A 17,759-nucleotide genomic window follows, 5' to 3' on the forward strand; every position below is an offset into this window, starting at 1 on the left:
TCAACCCTAACCATTGAGGGAAAAGATGGCAAGGGTGTGGAAAAAATTGGTAGAAGTTGCCTTTAATCTGGCTTTATTGGATTTTTATCGCGGTGATGGTTGGCGAATGCATGGGTAATTGCTCACGGACTTCGATGGGCGCAATGGGTGGGTGTGTCAGCGACGGCCCCTTCGCGGGCAAGCCTTGCACTGTGGGAGCAAGGCTTGCCCGCGAAGAGGCCGGTGCTACTGGCATAGAACCCTGGAATCTCTCGCAGATGATTGGTGGCCGCGAAGCGCGCTCGCGAACGACGCGCCGCTGCACTACGGTTGAAACGCCCCGATGAAAATCGCCGGATCGACTCGCGCGTCATTCAAGCTCACGTTCCAATGCATATGCGGCCCCGTCGCCCGACCGGTCGATCCAACCCGACCGACCACGGCGCCGCGTGCCAGCGTTTGTCCCAGCTGCACGTCGATCTTGGACATATGACAGAACATGCTGATAAAGCCCTGGCCGTGGTCGACGAATACGGTGTTGCCGTTGAAGAAATAATCGCCCACCAGGATCACCTTGCCAGCGGCCGGGGTCTTGATCGGCGTGCCCGCAGGCACCGCGAAATCCAGGCCTGCATGGGGATTGCGCTCTTCGCCATTGAAGAAGCGGCGTACGCCGAAGCGGCTCGACAGGGGACCGTTCACAGGCTTGTCGAGCAACAGATTGCTCGGTGTGCCGGGGCTGAAGCTGCGGTAGGCGGTGGTCTGGATCGCCAGTTCCTGGTTGATGCGGGTCAAGTCCTGAGGTTCGGGATTGACCTGGCGCTTGTTCTTGAGAGTTATGCGCTGCTCGGGATAGTGCTTGCTGGTGACTGTGAAGGGCACCTGGCGGGTGCCGCTGGCACTCTGCACGCTGAGCGTCTGGCTGCCGGGCTTGACCGTCAGCGCCAGGCCGACGATCGCGCGCCAGTTGTCCTGCTCCTTGACTACCAGCACCGGCTTGCCGTCGATAAAGGCCTTGGGTGCCATGGCTGCGGGGCCGAGGTCGACGACCGCGACGCCACCCGGCACCGGTTTGTCCAGCAAACGGGTAATGTAGCTGTCGGCCTGGGCCATGGACGAAAGGCACAACAACAGCAAGGCGATCAGGCGCATGGTTCAGTCCAGAAGTGACAGGGTGACCGGTGTCAGGTGGTTGTCTTCGACCCGCACGTCCAGCTCGCCTTCGCCCAGGCGGGCCTTCAGACGCTGACCGGTGCGGGTCTGTGCGGCGCTGCGGATGGCCTGGCCGTGTTCGTCCAGCAGGATGCTGTAACCGCGGCCCAGCGTCGCCAGCGGGCTGACCAGGTGCAGCGTCTGCATCTGTGTCTGCAACTGTTGGCGACGGTCTTTGAGGGTGGCGGTGATGGCCTTGGGCAGGCGTTGGTCCACTGCGTTCAGGCGTTCATGGTCACGCTTGAGGCGTTGCTCAATGGCGCGGCGCATCAACGTGTCGAGACCTGCCAGGCGCTGTTTGAGCAACGCCAAGGCGCGCCCAGGATGCTGCGCGGCCAAGCGGGCATCGAGATGAGCGAGGCGCTGTTTGCGTTGAGCGAGGCGTTGCTCGAAAGCACGGCGCATGCGCATGTCCAGGTCGTCCAGGCGCTGGGCCTGCTGGCGCAGACGCTCGCCGGGATGGCGCAACCGGCGTGTCAGGCCGTCCAGGCGCAGACTGTGGTGGGCCAACTGATTGCGCATGCGCAGCAGCAGTCGGCGCTGCAGGTTCTCGATGCGCCGTTGCAAGTCGCTCATGTCCGGCGCCAGCAGCTCCGCCGCGGCGGATGGCGTGGGGGCGCGGACGTCGGCCACGAAGTCGCTGATCGATACATCGGTTTCGTGCCCCACGGCGCTGACGATCGGCGTCACGCAGGCATCGATGGCGCGGGCCACGGCCTCTTCGTTGAAACACCAGAGGTCCTCCAGCGAGCCGCCGCCCCGGGCCAGGATGATTGCATCGAAGCCGCGGCTGTCGGCCAGCTTGAGGGCACGCACGATCTGGTTGATGGCTTCGCGCCCTTGTACGGCGGTAGGGATCAGGGTCAGCTCGACCTGCGGAGCGCGGCGACGAAACACACTGATGATGTCGCGAATCACCGCGCCAGTGGGCGAACTGACGATACCGATGCGCCGCGGATGAGCGGGCAGGGCGACCTTGCGCTCGCTGCTGAACAGCCCTTCGGCGCCGAGCTTGTCCTTGAGCGCCTCGAAGGCCTGGCGCAGGGCGCCATCACCGGCCGGTTCGACGGTGTCGAGGATCAACTGGTAATCGCCGCGGCCTTCGAACAGCGAGACCTTGCCACGCACCTTGACCGCCACCCCGTCCTTCAGCGCCTGGCGCACCTTGGCGGCGTTCTGTCGAAACAAGGCGCAACGCACCTGGGCGCCGCTGTCCTTGAGAGTGAAGTACACGTGTCCGGAAGCCGGCCGTGCGAGGTTGGAGATCTCGCCCTCGACCCAGATATTGCTGAACACGTCCTCGAGCAGCACCCGGGCACGGCCATTGAGTTGGCTGACGGTAAGCACTTCGCGGTCCAGACCGAGTCTGGCAAAGGGGTCTTTAATCATGCCGGGCATCATAAAGGGTTACCGACCCTGTAGCGAGGGGGCTTGCCCCCGATCGGGCAGGGGCAGCGCCGTTAGTGTGGCTGACACAATCAGGGGCAAGCTCCCTGGCTACGGCAGTGTGCGGTGGTATCATCGACAACTTCACTCGCTCAGAGGCCTGCCGCTGCATGAACACCCAAAGCATCATCGTCCCGCGTCTCTCCACTGTCCCGGTCCATGAACCGCGAGCACGGGCGATTCTGCGCTGGCTGGTGCGCAAGGAGATCATCCAGGAGGCGCTCACCACCTGCGGGCGCACCGGCAATCGCATGGCCTACGGTATCGGCCCAGGCGCGCGCAGCGTGGTACTGAAGCCGGAACTGTTGCCCTATGAGGACTCGGTCAACGGCCTGGAAGTGGTCACCGATCGCTGCATCTTCACCCCGGACGTCGGTTTTCTCCACGAGGCTGGCTGCGCCGAGTGCCGCCGCGAGGTCGGCGAGGCGCTGTTCGATAGCCTCGAAGACTGGATGCCGGGCTACACCGACAACTTCACCTGCCCCGAATGCGGGCATGAAGACGACATAAATGGTTTCCTGTTTCTGCAACCATGTGCCTTTTCCAATCTAGGCTTCATCTTCAATAACTGGCAGGCAGCAGGGTTGCAGCAAGCGTTCGTCGACGAGTTCGCCGATTGGCTCGATCAGCCCGTGGCCAACGTCTCGGTGATACTGCGAGACAGCTGAAGCCGCCCCTGCCAGTAAATGGCGTTGCCACGAAGGTTTACCTTTCATCCATCAGCATGTATAGGTACAATGGCGCGCTTCCATTTTTCCCGCCCGGGAGCTCCCGCGATGCTGCGTATCAGCCAAGAAGCACTGACCTTCGACGACATCCTTCTCGTACCCGGTTATTCCGAAGTACTGCCCAACGAAGTCAGTCTCAAGACCCGTTTGACCCGTGGCATCGAGCTGAACATCCCCCTGGTTTCAGCTGCGATGGACACCGTCACCGAAGCCCGTCTGGCCATTGCCATGGCACAGGAAGGCGGCATCGGCATCATTCACAAGAACATGACCATCGAACAACAGGCCGCGGAAGTCCGCAAGGTCAAGAAGTTCGAAGCCGGCGTGGTCAAGGACCCGATCACCATCGAGGCCGACGCCACGGTTCGTGATCTGTTCGAACTGACCCGCCTGCACAACATCTCCGGCGTACCGGTGCTGCACGATGGCGACCTGGTCGGCATCGTCACCTCCCGTGACGTGCGTTTCGAGAATCGCCTGGACGTCCCGGTCCGCGAAGTCATGACCCCCAAAGAGCGTCTGGTCACCGTCCGTGAGGGCGCTGACAAAGCCGAGGTGCGCGAGCTGCTGCACAAGCACCGCCTCGAAAAGGTTCTGATCGTCGACGCCAACTTCCAGCTCAAGGGCATGATGACCGTCAAGGACATCGAAAAGGCCAAGGCCTACCCGCTGGCCAGCAAGGACGATCAGGCCCGCCTGCGCGTCGGTGCTGCGGTCGGTACCGGCAAGGACACCACTGAACGCGTCACTGCGCTGGTCAATGCCGGCGTCGACGTGATCGTGGTCGACACCGCTCACGGTCACTCCAAAGGCGTGATCGACCGCGTTCGCTGGGTCAAGCAGAACTTCCCGGACGTTCAGGTCATCGGCGGCAACATTGCTACCGGCGCAGCCGCCAAGGCCCTGGCTGAAGCGGGCGCTGATGCGGTCAAGGTCGGTATCGGCCCGGGCTCGATCTGCACCACCCGTATCGTCGCCGGTGTCGGCGTTCCGCAAATCAGCGCGATCGCCAACGTCGCCGCTGCATTGGAAGGCACCGGTGTGCCACTCATCGCCGATGGCGGTATCCGCTTCTCCGGTGACCTGTCCAAGGCCATCGTCGCTGGCGCCTACTGTGTGATGATGGGCTCGATGTTCGCCGGTACTGAAGAAGCACCGGGCGAGATCGAGCTGTTCCAGGGTCGTTCTTACAAGGCCTACCGTGGCATGGGCTCGCTGGGCGCCATGTCCCAGGCCCAGGGCTCTTCGGACCGCTACTTCCAGGACTCCTCGGAAGGCGCCGAAAAACTGGTGCCCGAAGGCATCGAAGGCCGCGTCGCCTACAAAGGCTCGCTGGCCGCGATCATCCATCAACTGATGGGTGGTCTGCGTTCGTCCATGGGCTACACCGGCAGTGCCGACATGGCGCAAATGCGCACCAAGCCCGAGTTCGTGCGCATCACCGGTGCCGGCATGGCTGAATCCCACGTCCACGACGTGCAGATCACCAAGGAAGCTCCAAACTATCGCGTAGGTTGATAGTGATCGCGCTCCGGCCTACACGCCGGAGCGCGATGATGAATTTTAACCGGGGCTGTTTCTGACAGCCCCGTGTCGTTTCTGATTACAGACGAGAATGAGTCATGGCCCTCGACATTCACGCCCACCGCATCCTGATCCTCGACTTCGGTTCCCAGTACACCCAGCTGATCGCCCGCCGCGTGCGCGAAATCGGCGTGTACTGCGAGCTGCATCCTTTCGACATGGACGACGCCGCGATCCGCGAATTCGCCCCTAAAGGCGTCATCCTTGCCGGCGGTCCCGAGTCGGTCCACGAGGCCGACAGCCCGCGCTGCCCGCAGGCGGTGTTCGACCTGGGCGTACCGGTATTCGGCATCTGCTACGGCATGCAGACCATGGCCGAGCAACTGGGCGGCAAGGTCGAAGGTTCCGATCTGCGTGAATTCGGCTATGCCCGCGTCGACGTGGTTGGCAAGAGCCGCCTGCTGGACGGCATCGAAGACCATATCGACGCCGACGGCCTGTTCGGCCTCGACGTGTGGATGAGCCACGGTGACAAGGTCACCAAAATGCCAGCGGACTTCCACATTCTGGCCAGCACCCCGAGCTGCCCGATCGCTGGCATGTTCAACGACGAACGCGGCTACTACGGCGTGCAGTTCCACCCCGAAGTGACCCACACCAAGCAAGGCGGACGTATCCTGTCGCGCTTCATCCTCGATATTTGCGGCTGTGAAGCACTGTGGACACCGTCGAAGATCGCCGAAGACGCCATCGCCCAGGTCCGCGCTCAGGTCGGTACTGACAACGTCCTGCTGGGCCTGTCTGGCGGCGTCGACTCCTCGGTCGTTGCCGCGCTGTTGCACAAAGCCATCGGCGACCAGCTGACTTGCGTCTTCGTCGACAACGGCCTGCTGCGCCTGCACGAAGGCGAGCAAGTGATGGCCATGTTCGCCGAGAACATGGGGGTCAAGGTGATCCGCGCCAACGCTGAAGATCAGTTCCTCAACAACCTGGCCGGCGAGTCCGACCCGGAGAAGAAGCGCAAGATCATCGGCCGCACTTTCATCGACGTATTCGATGCGCAATCGAGCAAACTGGACAACATCAAGTACCTGGCCCAGGGCACCATCTACCCGGACGTGATCGAGTCGGCTGGCGCCAAGAGCGGCAAGGCCCACGTGATCAAGTCTCACCACAACGTTGGTGGCCTGCCGGAAGAGATGAACCTCAAGCTGGTCGAGCCGCTGCGCGAGCTGTTCAAGGACGAAGTGCGTCGCCTCGGTCTCGAGCTGGGTCTGCCGTACGACATGGTTTACCGCCACCCATTCCCGGGCCCGGGCCTGGGCGTGCGCATCCTCGGTGAAGTGAAGAAGGAATACGCCGACCTGCTGCGTCGCGCCGACCATATCTTCATCGAAGAACTGCGCAAGGCCGACTGGTACCACAAGGTCAGTCAGGCCTTCGTGGTGTTCCAGCCGGTCAAGTCGGTCGGTGTTGTCGGTGATGGCCGCCGTTACGCCTGGGTCGTGGCCCTGCGTGCCGTGGAAACCATCGACTTCATGACCGCGCGCTGGGCGCATCTGCCGTACGAGCTGCTGGAAACTGTCAGTGGGCGAATCATCAACGAGATCGAAGGGATTTCGCGGGTGACGTATGACGTGTCGAGCAAGCCGCCGGCGACGATTGAGTGGGAATGATCCCAATTTAGTTTTTTACAAGCCCGCTTGATAGCGGGCTTTTTTTGGCGGTATCAATGTGCATTATAAATATGCTCTAAGATTCGGGTGTGGTGCCTGACGTCCCAATATGAATGGTGGTTCAAGATAGAAGTCATTTTCAGCCGGCGCGTGTCGTAATTTTTGATGCATGGAATTTTGTATGATGCACCAGCCTTATATCCTTCGGTTTGAGTATGATGCGGATAAGGCACTTTTTTTTGCATGATATTCTCGGCTCTCAAGTTTTTCCTATGATGGTCGATAAGCAAGGGTCCTGCTCCTATGGGGTCTACAGTTCGTAGAATTCGTTTGGAGCATATTGTTAGTTTGCATGGAGATTTTTTGTGGAAATGCTTTTTGTGCTGTTGATGCTGGGAGTGCTCTTTTGGGAAAAGGGCGGCGATGCAAAAAAAGAACTTCTCCAGGTGGTTGTCGACAATAAGCGTGGACTTGTTAAGTATCTGGGCTCTGCGGCAATGCTTGCCATGACGTTGTCTGTATTGCCTAGTTTGTTGTTGTCTATATATATGCGGAAGCATGGTTTTTTTGCATTTGAGATATTTGGTTCGCAGCAGGGAGGCATGCAGATCATTAGTTTGAATGTTCTTTTTAATTTTGTTGTGTTAGCAGTGTGTTTGATGGGGGCAGCTATTTTGTGGAAAATGAAAGCCCCGAAAGCTTTGGTAGGGCTGTCAATTGTGTCCGCGCTTTTGATTTTAGGCGTACTGTTTAGTGCTGCCTATATCGCTGATAATTATGATCTTGTGGTGCCGACCATATTTTTTTCTTTTCTAATTGGCGGCTATGTGTTCTTTTGGATTTCCAATAGTATTGATGGGAAAATTCGTCGCTGGTGGGTTCCGTTGGTTTTCTCGGCGATAGCCTTGATTTCCCCTGTTATATTCCACTCCTATGCAGCTGCGCTAGCAGGTAATGCCCTTTTTCAGATGCGTGTTGGAGGCATGCCTGTTGTGCTAGCCGAGCCGTTAGGGTTTGGGAAGTCTGGTTCTAGCAGTTTAATCAAAGGTAAACTCCTGTTGAGGACTCCTGAGCTTTATTATTTGGAGGTTCTGGACTCAAAAAGCCCCAATGCTCGTTCTGTAATAATAGTCAGCTCGGAAAGCACTTCGATAAGCTATGGCTTTAGCGATGAGTAGGTTTGTTTAAAAGTTTATAGCTTGTTTAGCAGGGAGGTTTGAAAGCGTGCTACCTTAAATTTGGGCTCTTAATCTGGGTGGGGAGGTCACCTTGGCCCGTTATACATATTTTTAATTTTTTGGAGGGAGGCCGATATGAAACGTACCAATAAGCGCTGGCGCCGTTATAGCTAACACTAATGGGGTTGGTAATCGAAACAAGCGCGGAGAATAAAAGGTTGATCGTACTGCTCCGGGAAGGTAATACTGCGCAGGGGCACCGGGCCTCGCCAAAGGATCGAACAGCAATCCGATTTGCAGAGTTCATAGGGAGCAGGTTCTTGTCATCTTTCGGCTTTACGTTCCTTTCGCGACAGGCACTTGGGCAGGCGGAGCAGTTGATGTTCGGTGCTAGCTCCGGTGTCCGCGATGAGGTTGGCTTCCTAATTGTCCACCAACGTTACGCAGACCATTTCTTTCCAGGCACCTCGGTCCTGCATACTCGACTGCGATACGCACTCCTCATCCCCTGGCTATATCAGAGCTTGCGAGCAAAGCGGCCGGCCCCCAAAGATTTCGCCCATGCATTCATTGATCTTGAACATAGGCTGACCGGCCGCCTTCAGTTCAAAGCCAGTAAAGGGGAACCCGACGGCGTGATCGGTGGTGAGGTCTATCCTCGCGCCATAAGCCAGCCGCCTGCCTATGTCTACTGGACGGCGCTCACGAAATGGGGACTGATCGGCGCCCGCCCCGACGGACGTCCTTGGAGCCGCCCCGACATGGCGCGGCTGCTCGCGGCCGGAAGCAAGCGGTCGATGCAGGATGACGACGGCAAGCCCATCGATGCGGTCGCATGGCCGATCACGGGTCTAATCGAAGCACCGGCGGGATGGGACGGCGACGGCAAGTTGACGCTCGAGCTCTCGGCACGTGAACAGGAATTCTTGGCTCGCAAGCTTCGCTCTGTCCGTTCACCGAGCGACCCGAGCGAGCCCTCCCTTTTTGCCAAGCTCGTGGGGCGTCCGCTGGATGATGCCGTGCATTGCTGGGGCGACGAGATCCTTAGCCTTGCGGGTAAGGACGCCGCTCTTCTGAAGCGCGCCGGACAGGCAGCCGCGCTCTCGGCGATTGGCCGGGCTGTCTATGCCGCACTTGTTGAGTCCTTGAAGGAAACCCGAGACAAGCGCCCCCAGGAGAAACTGCATCGTGCGAGTCTCGGGGACGTCGTTGATGAATGGGGGACGCAGGCGGGGGCCCTCGATTTCGCTCAATTCCTCGACGATGTCGGCCACCTCCCTGCGCCCGTCGAAGCTGTGCTTCGCGAGACGCTCGCCTGGATCCGCTCGAGGACGAAGAATCCGGCTTCCCTGCTCGATGTCTATAGCAGGGCCGAGTACAGCCGAAAAGGTGATCGGTCGCGCCTCGCTAACAACCAGTTCGGTGTCGATCGGCGCATGGAGTGGCAGGCCGAGAATCATGGCTTCGCGCATCCGCTTCACTACCGCTGGGGCAATGTAAAACGCCTTCTCCGCGACTTGAAGGGCGTCGCGTAATGGAGCGCCCGCCAGCATGGGACGGACAGCCCTATCTTGACGAGCTTCGCCCAGAGCGCGGCGAGACCGTCCGTCTGGCGCTGTTCGCGACCTATTCGGTGGACCTTTCGGCCATCGCAGCGATGCTGCTGGCGCTGGTCGGTCGTAATAACGAGAAGGGCTCGGGCGCGGCGATTGATTTCGCAGAAGCGGTTGATCAGTTGCGGCACCGTGTGCGGATCATAGTTCAGCGCGGGAGAATCGTGCGGCCGGTCGCGCTACCGAGGGTGGCGGGTATTCTCGACCAATTCGTGATTGAGCAGACGCATGACGAGCGTGTCCGCAGTTGGCATCCAAAGATCGCACTCGTGGCGTACGAAGGCCAGAAGGGGACGACCCGCTGGAAGCTATGGATCGGGAGCCGGAACCTCACCCGGTCACAGGACCTTGAGGTGGGTGTGCTTCTCGACGGGTATGGAAAGCGTGGAAAAGGTCGAATGCGCCTCGACGGCATTGGTGATCTTGCCGCTAACCTTGCAAGATCGGCCGGTCGAGTGGATGCCTCGGCCATTAGTGAGGAACTGGACTCTGTCTGGTGGGAGGCACCGGAGGGCTTTCGACTGCGGGCTCTTCTCAACGGTCTCGAAGACGGTGTCGCTCTGGCCGTCGAGCCTCCTGCGGGCACTATCGATGGCATCACGATCGTTAGCCCGTTTCTCTCCCCGAATTTTCTGAAAGCAGCGGGGCGTTGGGGCCCGACCGGCGCGCGAACCTTGGTCTCCTCGATGCCGGCGCTGGTCGACATTGCGAACCGGTCGGGGTCGTCGCTCGCGGCCTTCTCACGTGTCCTCGCCTATGCGGCACCAGATGAGACCATTGAGGAGAAGGCTCCGGAGGTACCCAAGACCTCGACGTCGGACGACGAAGCCGAGCCACAGCCTCTTGCGCTTCATGCCAAGCTCGTCGCTTTTCATCAGGGTGATAACACAATCGTCCGCGTTGGCAGCGCCAACGCCACTGAACGTGCTTGGGCTGGAAGGAATTCCGAAGTAATGGTCGAGCTCGAAGCGGGCGACGCGTTCAATGCCGGCCTCGATTTCCTGATTGGCAAGGCCACCCCGGTCACGATCGAGGCACTTGCGCAGACCAATCCCGCCGACACCAGCCAGGTGGATGCGCTAGAAGAATCACGCAAGGCGCTCATGGCATCATGGGATCCGATCCTCCGCCGTGATGACGATCGCTTCGTCCTCGATGCGAGAGCAGAGCCGCAACTCACGGATGCGAGCCACCGCCTGTCCGCCGGGCATGCCAATGGCGATCTTCTCGAGTGGCCCCAGCACGGTGTCCGGCTCGATCTCGGGGCTATTCCGCTGTCGATCCAATCAGCGTTTATCCAGGTCCGCATATCCTCAGCCGGGGAATCAGCGCGGTGGATGCAGCGCGTAACGGTCGATCCCCCGCTCGATGAAAAACGCGACCTCGCCGCTCTCGCCAGTCACATGGGGCTGCGCGCTTTCCACGATTGGATGCGGGCGATGCTAGGCGGAGAAACCACTCCGATCGGCGACGTTGCCTGGGACGAAGAAATGGAAGGGCCGGCCAATGGGCGCAAGGCGCTGAGCTATAGCCGTTTGACGCTCGAAGACATCCTCACCGCTTGGGCTCGCGATGAGAGGGCGTTCACAAGGGTTGATAAACACTTCGGGCCCTATGTCGAAGCGCTACTTGCCCATGACGAGAACCTCACCACTGCGGAGAAGAAAGATTTGAACGAGCTCGCACAGATTTGGGCGATCGCCCGTATGCAACTCGCCTCATGAGTGCCCGGTCCAAGCCGTTCCAGCAAGCGACGGTCGCAGCGGCTATAAAAGCTCTTACCGGCGGAAATCCGCTTCGCCGGTTCCTCGTTGCTGACGAGGTTGGCCTCGGCAAGACCGTCGTCGCTCGCGACACGCTCGCGGCGCTCGCCCACAATGCCCGCAAGTTCACGGTCTATTACATCTCGAGCGGTCACAAGGTCGCTGATCAGAACAAGGTCGAACTGCTGCGCTTCCTGGACGAGGATGCCGCCGACGCGGCGCTCTCGAAGATTGATCGCGTCGGTCTGATCCCTATCGAGGAGAAACGTACCGGCAGCCTGCGGCTATACGCGTTCACGCCCCACACTTCCTTCTCCAGCAAGAAGCGCTTCTACGGCGGCAAAGCGGTCGAACGTGCCTTTATCAAACTGTTGCTCGATGAGATCTATCCTGGGCTGACAAGCACGTTTCCGGACAAATTCATTGAGCACGGCGCGACGACAGGCTGGGGCTGGGCTCTCGCCGAAGCCGAACGAAAGTTCGAATACGCCTCAGTTGCCTTCAAGACCGCCTATGGCCGGGCGCTCAGAGGAGAATTTGGCAGGGCAGCGCGCAAGACGATCTCGCAAGCAGCCAATGACGAGATGATCTCGGACGGCCACACGATCGGTCTAATGCGCAAGGCTCTGGCGCAAGCGGCGCTCGACTCCGCAAGGCCGGATCTTGTGATCCTCGACGAGTTCCAGTGCTACCGCGAGCTGCTCGATGGGCGCGCGGATAATCCACTCGCGCTCCAGATGCTCGAAGGCAAGGGCGGCTCCTCGCCACCGCAAATTCTCTTGATCTCGGCCACGCCGTACCGCTTTTATGCGGAGCGTTGGGAGACCGGCGCGGGTGGGGCGCCGCACGTCGAGCTGTTCGATCTCATCGCGTTTCTGGGCGGTGCTGATGTTCGCTCCGAGGCTGAGACGCAATTCCGCCGATTCGGAGATCTGCTGCACGCGATCGGCCGCCTGCCGGTCGAGAGCCGTGGGGCGGCGATCGGCGAGGCTGAGACGATCAAGCATCAGCTAGAGAGACTGCTGACGCCGCTCATGTCTCGGACGGAACGTCCCGCCGCTCGAGAAAGCAGCGAACCACCGCCCAAGCCCGTGCGGATCGAACCGCACGACCTAGACGTCTATCGCCACTTCACCGCTGCGGTGCCTAAGAACCTGAAGACCGCCACGATTGCCTATTGGCTGTCGGTCCCTTTGCCTGCACAGGCCCTCGGCGACCGCTATCAAATTACACGTGGTGTGGAATTCCCGGCGACTCGCAGCGTCCCGCGTCTTGGCGTCACGACCTGGTCCAAGCCACCGAAAGATGCCTGGGGGAGTGCCAAGCTCCGGGCGCTCGGCGATATCTTGCCAACCGATGCGCTCGCTTTACCTTGGATGCTGCCGTCACTGACTTGGTGGGAGCCTGCAGGCCCTTGGGCAAAGGTGGGGCGGCCCCAGAAGATGATGATCTTCAGCCGATTTAGAGCAACGCCGCAAAGCGTCGCGGCGCTCGTCAGCCTGGAGGTCGAGCGCAAGTTCGTAGGGAGAAGCTCCCTGCCCTATGCGAACGCTTGGAAAAAGCGCCACCTCAACCCTAAGCCCAATCAGGGGCCGACCTTCGCGCTCTTCCACCCGAGTCCGTTCCTGATCCGCGCTGTCGATCCGCTCGACGTCCGCGACGGCGCCTCGATCAAGCAAGTTCGTGCTCGGGCAAGGCAGCAGATCATTCGGGCGCTGCCGGTATCCATTGCGCCCGAGGCGCCGAACAAGCGTGATGGTCGCCGCCGCAAGCCAGCTTGGGCGGTGCTCGCAACGATCGAAGCTGCGCAGCCGCAGCCGCACGTTCGCGAGTTTGCAGCGATCCAAAAGGAGTGGGGAGGGGTGGCGCCGAAGGACGCGGCTCTCCAATCCCTCCTCGAACAGCGTCAGCAGGCGGAGCCGATTAGCTGGATCAGTAAGTGGGAGCTCGAGGCGCTGGTCGACATGGCGCTCGGCGCACCGGGTGTTGTCGCCGGCCGCGCGCTCTATCGCCATCTACCGGAGCTTTTCGACTATAAAGGTCAGCATTATCGTAAGTTGGCGCGGTTCTGCTGGACCAAGCTGCGCACCTATCTTGATCGTCCGGTCTTTTGGTCGGTACTGCCGGGAGACGACGCGACGGCCAAATATCAGCGCGCCTGCGTCGAGGGTTGTCTCGAAGCGGTGCTCGACGAGCATTTCTGGCTGCGCAAATCCAAGGTGGGTGGCATCGGCCTCATCGACGACCTGTCTGGAGCGCTCTCTGCAAATGTCGGGACGTTCGGCTTCAAAGGGCTGGCCAAGAAAGAGAAGATCCGCATCCGCTGCCATGCCGCCGTGCCGTTCGGCGGCACTGAGAGCGAGACGCAGCGTCAGGATCAGGGCGGCGACAACCAGACGCCCGCGCGCTCGGAGGAGATTCGCAGCGCGTTTAATACGCCGTTCTGGCCCTATGTCCTCGCGACCACCTCAGTTGGCCAGGAAGGTCTCGATTTCCATAGCTGGTGTGACCGTCTCGGGCATTGGGACCTGTGCTCGAGCCCGGTCGATCTCGAACAGCGCGAGGGCCGCGTTCAGCGTTTTGGCGGCCTCGCCGTCCGCCGTCCGCTCGCCGACAAGCTCGGAAAGGACGCCTTGACCACGGCCCGGCGCGACCTGACCTCTCCCTGGGACGCGATAGCAAAAGGTGCCGACGAGGCTTTCAAGGATGACGAAACCGGCCTCACACCTTGGTGGACGCTGCCCGGTGCTGACCTCAAACGCCACCTGTTCGCCCTGCCGCAGAGCCGCGACATCGATCGATTTGCCAAGCTGAAGACGCAACGCCTCCTATATCGCGTAGCGCTTGGGCAACCTGACCAAGAGGATCTGGTCGAGCTTCTCACGGACAACGATCCAGAGGTCCTGCGGTTGCTGCAGGGCTTGACGTTGAACCTGTCAGCCTTCGCACATCGACGACTTGGCTAGGTCTTGTAGGCGAGTCAGTAAGGGGAATCACTCCTGAGTGTTACGGCATAATCTGCGACAGATAACGAATGATGTGCAGAGATGTGAAATGGTATTTTTCATGGTCTTGTGCGATTCAACTCTCCGGAAGCGCCATTTTTCCTGAGATTTACCTGCTCATCAATAATAGAGTGGGAATAATGGGACGTCCGGCATCGTCCGGTAGCCAATAACACGCAATACCCTTAAGCCCGCTTAGTTGCGGGCTTTTTGCTTTCTCGATGGAGTATTTTCAACATTACTGGCACTGGGCTATAGCACACTTGCACTATAGCGAAGCCAGCCCCCGCTCCTTAAGCTGTGCGGGTATAAATATAAAAATTTGCTGAAAAAAACATGCAAGGTAACCTCATGTCCGTAATATATAGAAACACATTCAGGAACGGCGTTGGAATGTGCCTGCTGGTCGCTGTTTTGACCAGTTGTGCAAACTCGAACGATTTGATGGGGAATATGAATACCTTCGGTGTCGGCGCGAAGAAATATGATATGGATTATCTGAATAAAACGCTTCTTGTGGGTAAAACCACCAAGGCCCAAGTGCTGGAGCTATTTGGAAAGCCGACAAGGGGCGGTTCGGACCTGAGTGCACAGAGCACCTGGACCTATGAAAAAAGCCAGGAAGGCCTCGAGAAGTATTTGAACATCGCCCACGGCTATGTACCGCAGGAGATGGGTCAGAAACTCTCGGCTGCCCAGTATCAGGTATTCAAAGCGCAAGTCGCAGTGAATGACGCCGGCACCGTGGCAGGCGGATCACCTACCAGACAGGGGCTTATCCTGGATATCTATTTCGATCACGATGTGGTCCAGGGCTTTAGCGTGCCCCAATAGTGGCCCGTTTGCCGCGGCTGCCCACTTCAGCCACCAATCACCGAATACTTCACCGCTGCTGCCGCCCGCGATTTCACGTTGAGACTGCGCAGCAGCGATGACACGTGGATGCGCACGGTGAAGGGCGAAATCGCTAGCGCCTTGGCGATTTCCTTGTTGGTCTTGCCTTCTGCAATCAGCCGCAACACATCTTGCTGGCGCGGCGTGAGCACATTGGTTTCCAATGGCAGCAGGCCGGAGGGGGCAAATTTCACCAGCACTTCACCCTGGCGGATTGCCAGGAGCGCCTCAGCGATTTCATCGGTGGTGATGTTCTTGCCGATAAAGCCATCGACGCCGAGCGCCATGATTTTTTCGATCAGCGCAGGGTCGTCCACCATCGACATCACGATCAGCGTGGTACGCCGCAGCTGTTGACGTAATTGCGCCAGGTCGGCGAGGCAGGTCAGGCCGGGAAAGCGCAGGTCCAGAATCAGGGTGTCGATTTCCTCTGCGCTGTGGAGGGCGGCTTGCACACTCGCGAAGTCACCGACTTGTTGCAATTGTGCCTCGGGCAGCAGCCGTTGGACGGTGCGCATCATGGCTTCGCGAAACAATGGGTGGTCGTCAGCAATTATTATTTTACATGGCATTCATTGCCCTCCTGGGCCGTCCTCTGCTGATAGGTCAAGTCGGCGTGCCGATAAGCGGCTGGATACTGAATGGTACGGATATTTAAAATAACAATATAAGGAGATTCCCATGGCTTTTGAAAAAAGCGCGGAGCTCGATCAGGCCAACTTTCGAATCATCGTGACATTGGTGGCCATTGTATATGTTGGCGCTTTAGGATTTCTGCCTGGGCACAGGATGGAAACCTATCTTCCAATTATTATGTATTGCTTGTTGTTTCTAATTGCCTCTGTGGCGTTTCGCTATGTCATCGCCCATTGGCCCGGGCATTATCCGCTGCGCCGCGTCCTAGGTATGGTCCACGACTACACCGGCACTTCGTTCGGCCTGGTCGTCGGAGGAGAGGCCGCACTGGCGCTGTACGCCGTGATCGTGTGGGTCAACCTGGGAAACGGCATGCGTTTCGGCTCGCGCTACCTGGCGATTGCCACTGGCTTGGCGTTGCTCGCGCTGGTCGTCGTCTATTGCCTGACACCCTATTGGCAAGCGCAGCCCTTCATGGTGCTGATGCTGATGGTGACCAGCACGGTGATCCCCGGTTATGCCCATCTGCTATTGAAGCGTACCCGCAAGGCCTCGGAACAGGCCGCTGCCGCCAACCGGGAGAAGTCGCGCTTCCTGGCCCAGGCCAGCCATGACTTGCGCCAGCCGATTCACTCCATCGGGCTGTTCACTGCCTGCCTGCGCGAGGCGCGGCTGGGCGATGACGAGCGGCGGCTGGTGGATAGCATCGACCGCTCCCTGCTCAACGTGTCCCAGCTGTTTCGCTCGATTCTCGATCTCTATACCCTCGACAATGACCGCGTGCAGCCCAGGCTTCGGGCGGTACACCTGGGGGAGCTGCTGAACGACCTGGTGCGCCAGAACGCCGAGGCTGCGCGTTGGGCGGGTGTGGAAGTACGCTTGCGGCCCTGTGCCCATTGGGTTCGGGTGGATGCAACGTTGGTGTCCACCATGGTGCAGAACGTCCTGTCCAACTGCTTCAAATATGGCGCCGGGCGACCCGTCCTGATCGGCGTGCGCCAGCGGGGCGATACGGTGGCAATCGTGATCCACGACCGCGGCAGGGGGATTGCCCAGGCGGACCTGGCGAAAGTGTTCGAAGAGTTCTATCGGGTCCGACAGCGGCGCGACACTGATGTTGAAGGCGTCGGCCTGGGGCTCTCGATCGTCAAGCGCCTCGGACAGTTGATGGATGTCGAGGTAGCCATTCGTTCACACCTGGGCCGGGGCACGTCAATTTGTTTCTCAGGCTTGCCGCTGACGTGTGCGCCGGCACCACTTCTCCATCGTGAATCCCCTCAGCAGGCCGGACTGTTGACGGGCCTGAAGGTGTGCCTGATCGAGGATGACCGCAACGTATTGCTCGCGACCCAGGCCCTGCTGGAGCGCTGGGGATGCTCGGTGCAGGCAGCCTTGAGTGATGAGAACCTGAGCAGCGATTGCGATGTCATCATCGCCGACTACGACTTGGGTGCCCATGCCACCGGCATCGAATGTATTGACCAGCTTCGCGAGCAACGTGGCTGGGCGGTGCCGGCGCTGATGCTCACCGGGCACGACATCGAGAAGCTTCAAGCGCAGTTGCACGGCCGCCAGATCACTCTGCTTTGCAAACCCGTGCGACCCGCAGAGCTGCGCGTTACCTTGCGCGACCTCGCTCACAGCTCACCTCGCCAATATCGGTCGAAGGCCTCGGTTGCCCGTTAGCCCAGCCGAATGCTGGCTACATCGCGGCCAGTCGAGCCATTATTGCTTGGTGCATTGCGCGCCCATGCCCATGCCCATCGAGCCGAGGGCAACCATGGCCCCACTCGGCAGTTCGCAGGCGTAATCGCCGGTCACTGTCTTGGCCGTGAAATAGGTAGTGCTGCTGTCGTTGCGTACGTTCGAGATGTGGCTTATCGGCTTGCCAATGCTGGTTTGGGCCCTGCTTTTGAGGTCGTCTTCAGTCGGCTTGATGACTTGGCAGCCGGCCAGGCCGAGCATTAATGTGCCGAGGAGAGCAAGGGAGTGGGCGGTGCGAAATGGCTTCATAGGTACCTTCAGGTGAATGCGAAAAATGCCCGCAGATTTAATGATGAAGGCGCCTGGCGAGCAATTAGGGCGGATGTGCTAATGGCGTGTTG

The 17,759-nt window shown here is 59.6% G+C and carries 13 protein-coding genes; 9 read left to right on the forward strand and 4 right to left on the reverse strand.

Annotation, left to right across the window (positions count from 1 at the left end; translation table 11 throughout):
• Positions 1-303 precede the first annotated feature (303 nt).
• Both REH34_RS20845 and xseA read right to left on the reverse strand, forming a co-directional pair.
• Complete coding sequence (locus REH34_RS20845) at positions 304-1,131, reverse strand: peptidoglycan DD-metalloendopeptidase family protein (RefSeq protein WP_311969035.1); 828 nt, start codon at positions 1,129-1,131, stop codon at positions 304-306.
• A 3-nt stretch (positions 1,132-1,134) separates the two neighbouring features.
• Positions 1,135-2,580, reverse strand: a complete 1,446-nt coding sequence (gene xseA / locus REH34_RS20850) for an exodeoxyribonuclease VII large subunit (protein ID WP_311969037.1) — start codon at positions 2,578-2,580, stop codon at positions 1,135-1,137.
• A 167-nt stretch (positions 2,581-2,747) separates the two neighbouring features.
• On the opposite strand from xseA, the gene REH34_RS20855 reads away from it, so the two are divergent.
• The 8 genes from REH34_RS20855 to REH34_RS20890 all read left to right on the forward strand — a co-directional run bounded on the left by REH34_RS20855 (position 2,748) and on the right by REH34_RS20890 (position 14,958).
• On the forward strand, positions 2,748-3,305 hold the full coding sequence (locus tag REH34_RS20855; protein WP_226503155.1) for a sugar ABC transporter ATPase: 558 nt from the start codon (positions 2,748-2,750) through the stop codon (positions 3,303-3,305).
• Between the two features lie 108 nt (positions 3,306-3,413).
• Positions 3,414-4,883: an IMP dehydrogenase gene (gene guaB, locus REH34_RS20860; RefSeq protein WP_226503156.1), complete on the forward strand. Its 1,470-nt coding sequence runs from the start codon at positions 3,414-3,416 to the stop codon at positions 4,881-4,883.
• Between the two features lie 104 nt (positions 4,884-4,987).
• Positions 4,988-6,565 carry a glutamine-hydrolyzing GMP synthase gene (guaA, locus tag REH34_RS20865; protein WP_226503157.1) on the forward strand — a complete coding sequence of 526 codons (1,578 nt, stop codon included), beginning with the start codon at positions 4,988-4,990 and terminating at the stop codon, positions 6,563-6,565.
• Between the two features lie 365 nt (positions 6,566-6,930).
• Positions 6,931-7,743: a hypothetical protein gene (locus REH34_RS20870; protein WP_311969038.1), complete on the forward strand. Its 813-nt coding sequence runs from the start codon at positions 6,931-6,933 to the stop codon at positions 7,741-7,743.
• A gap of 320 nt (positions 7,744-8,063) precedes the next feature.
• Positions 8,064-9,278 (forward strand): DUF6361 family protein, encoded by a 1,215-nt coding sequence (locus REH34_RS20875; RefSeq protein WP_311969039.1) that lies wholly within the window; start codon positions 8,064-8,066, stop codon positions 9,276-9,278.
• On the forward strand, positions 9,278-11,080 hold the full coding sequence (locus REH34_RS20880; protein ID WP_311969041.1) for a phospholipase D family protein: 1,803 nt from the start codon (positions 9,278-9,280) through the stop codon (positions 11,078-11,080). The genes REH34_RS20875 and REH34_RS20880 overlap by 1 nt, the downstream gene beginning before the upstream one ends.
• Positions 11,077-14,085 carry a helicase gene (locus REH34_RS20885; protein WP_311969042.1) on the forward strand — a complete coding sequence of 1,003 codons (3,009 nt, stop codon included), beginning with the start codon at positions 11,077-11,079 and terminating at the stop codon, positions 14,083-14,085. The genes REH34_RS20880 and REH34_RS20885 overlap by 4 nt, the downstream gene beginning before the upstream one ends.
• A 432-nt stretch (positions 14,086-14,517) precedes the next feature.
• Positions 14,518-14,958, forward strand: a complete 441-nt coding sequence (locus REH34_RS20890) for a hypothetical protein (protein WP_311969043.1) — start codon at positions 14,518-14,520, stop codon at positions 14,956-14,958.
• A 26-nt stretch (positions 14,959-14,984) separates the two neighbouring features.
• Here the strand turns inward: REH34_RS20890 and REH34_RS20895 are convergent, their stop codons facing one another.
• Positions 14,985-15,590 carry a response regulator transcription factor gene (locus tag REH34_RS20895; protein WP_311969044.1) on the reverse strand — a complete coding sequence of 202 codons (606 nt, stop codon included), beginning with the start codon at positions 15,588-15,590 and terminating at the stop codon, positions 14,985-14,987.
• Positions 15,591-15,699: 109 nt separating this feature from the next.
• Here REH34_RS20895 and REH34_RS20900 point away from each other — a divergent pair, with 109 nt between their 5' ends.
• Positions 15,700-17,340: a hybrid sensor histidine kinase/response regulator gene (locus REH34_RS20900; RefSeq protein WP_311969045.1), complete on the forward strand. Its 1,641-nt coding sequence runs from the start codon at positions 15,700-15,702 to the stop codon at positions 17,338-17,340.
• Between the two features lie 39 nt (positions 17,341-17,379).
• Here REH34_RS20900 and REH34_RS20905 read toward each other — a convergent pair whose 3' ends face one another.
• On the reverse strand, positions 17,380-17,667 hold the full coding sequence (locus tag REH34_RS20905) for a hypothetical protein (RefSeq protein ID WP_311969046.1): 288 nt from the start codon (positions 17,665-17,667) through the stop codon (positions 17,380-17,382).
• Positions 17,668-17,759: the final 92 nt, after the last annotated feature.

The organism is Pseudomonas baltica (assembly GCF_031880315.1).
GTDB lineage: Bacteria > Pseudomonadota > Gammaproteobacteria > Pseudomonadales > Pseudomonadaceae > Aquipseudomonas.

Coding starts and splice junctions, on each gene's coding strand:
- REH34_RS20845 (WP_311969035.1), bottom strand. CDS start 1,131: ATGCGCCTGATCGCCTTGCTGTTGTTGTGCCTTTCGTCCATGGCCCAG.
- xseA (WP_311969037.1), bottom strand. CDS start 2,580: ATGATTAAAGACCCCTTTGCCAGACTCGGTCTGGACCGCGAAGTGCTT.
- REH34_RS20855 (WP_226503155.1), top strand. CDS start 2,748: ATGAACACCCAAAGCATCATCGTCCCGCGTCTCTCCACTGTCCCGGTC.
- guaB (WP_226503156.1), top strand. CDS start 3,414: ATGCTGCGTATCAGCCAAGAAGCACTGACCTTCGACGACATCCTTCTC.
- guaA (WP_226503157.1), top strand. CDS start 4,988: ATGGCCCTCGACATTCACGCCCACCGCATCCTGATCCTCGACTTCGGT.
- REH34_RS20880 (WP_311969041.1), top strand. CDS start 9,278: ATGGAGCGCCCGCCAGCATGGGACGGACAGCCCTATCTTGACGAGCTT.
- REH34_RS20885 (WP_311969042.1), top strand. CDS start 11,077: ATGAGTGCCCGGTCCAAGCCGTTCCAGCAAGCGACGGTCGCAGCGGCT.
- REH34_RS20890 (WP_311969043.1), top strand. CDS start 14,518: ATGTGCCTGCTGGTCGCTGTTTTGACCAGTTGTGCAAACTCGAACGAT.
- REH34_RS20895 (WP_311969044.1), bottom strand. CDS start 15,590: ATGCCATGTAAAATAATAATTGCTGACGACCACCCATTGTTTCGCGAA.
- REH34_RS20900 (WP_311969045.1), top strand. CDS start 15,700: ATGGCTTTTGAAAAAAGCGCGGAGCTCGATCAGGCCAACTTTCGAATC.
- REH34_RS20905 (WP_311969046.1), bottom strand. CDS start 17,667: ATGAAGCCATTTCGCACCGCCCACTCCCTTGCTCTCCTCGGCACATTA.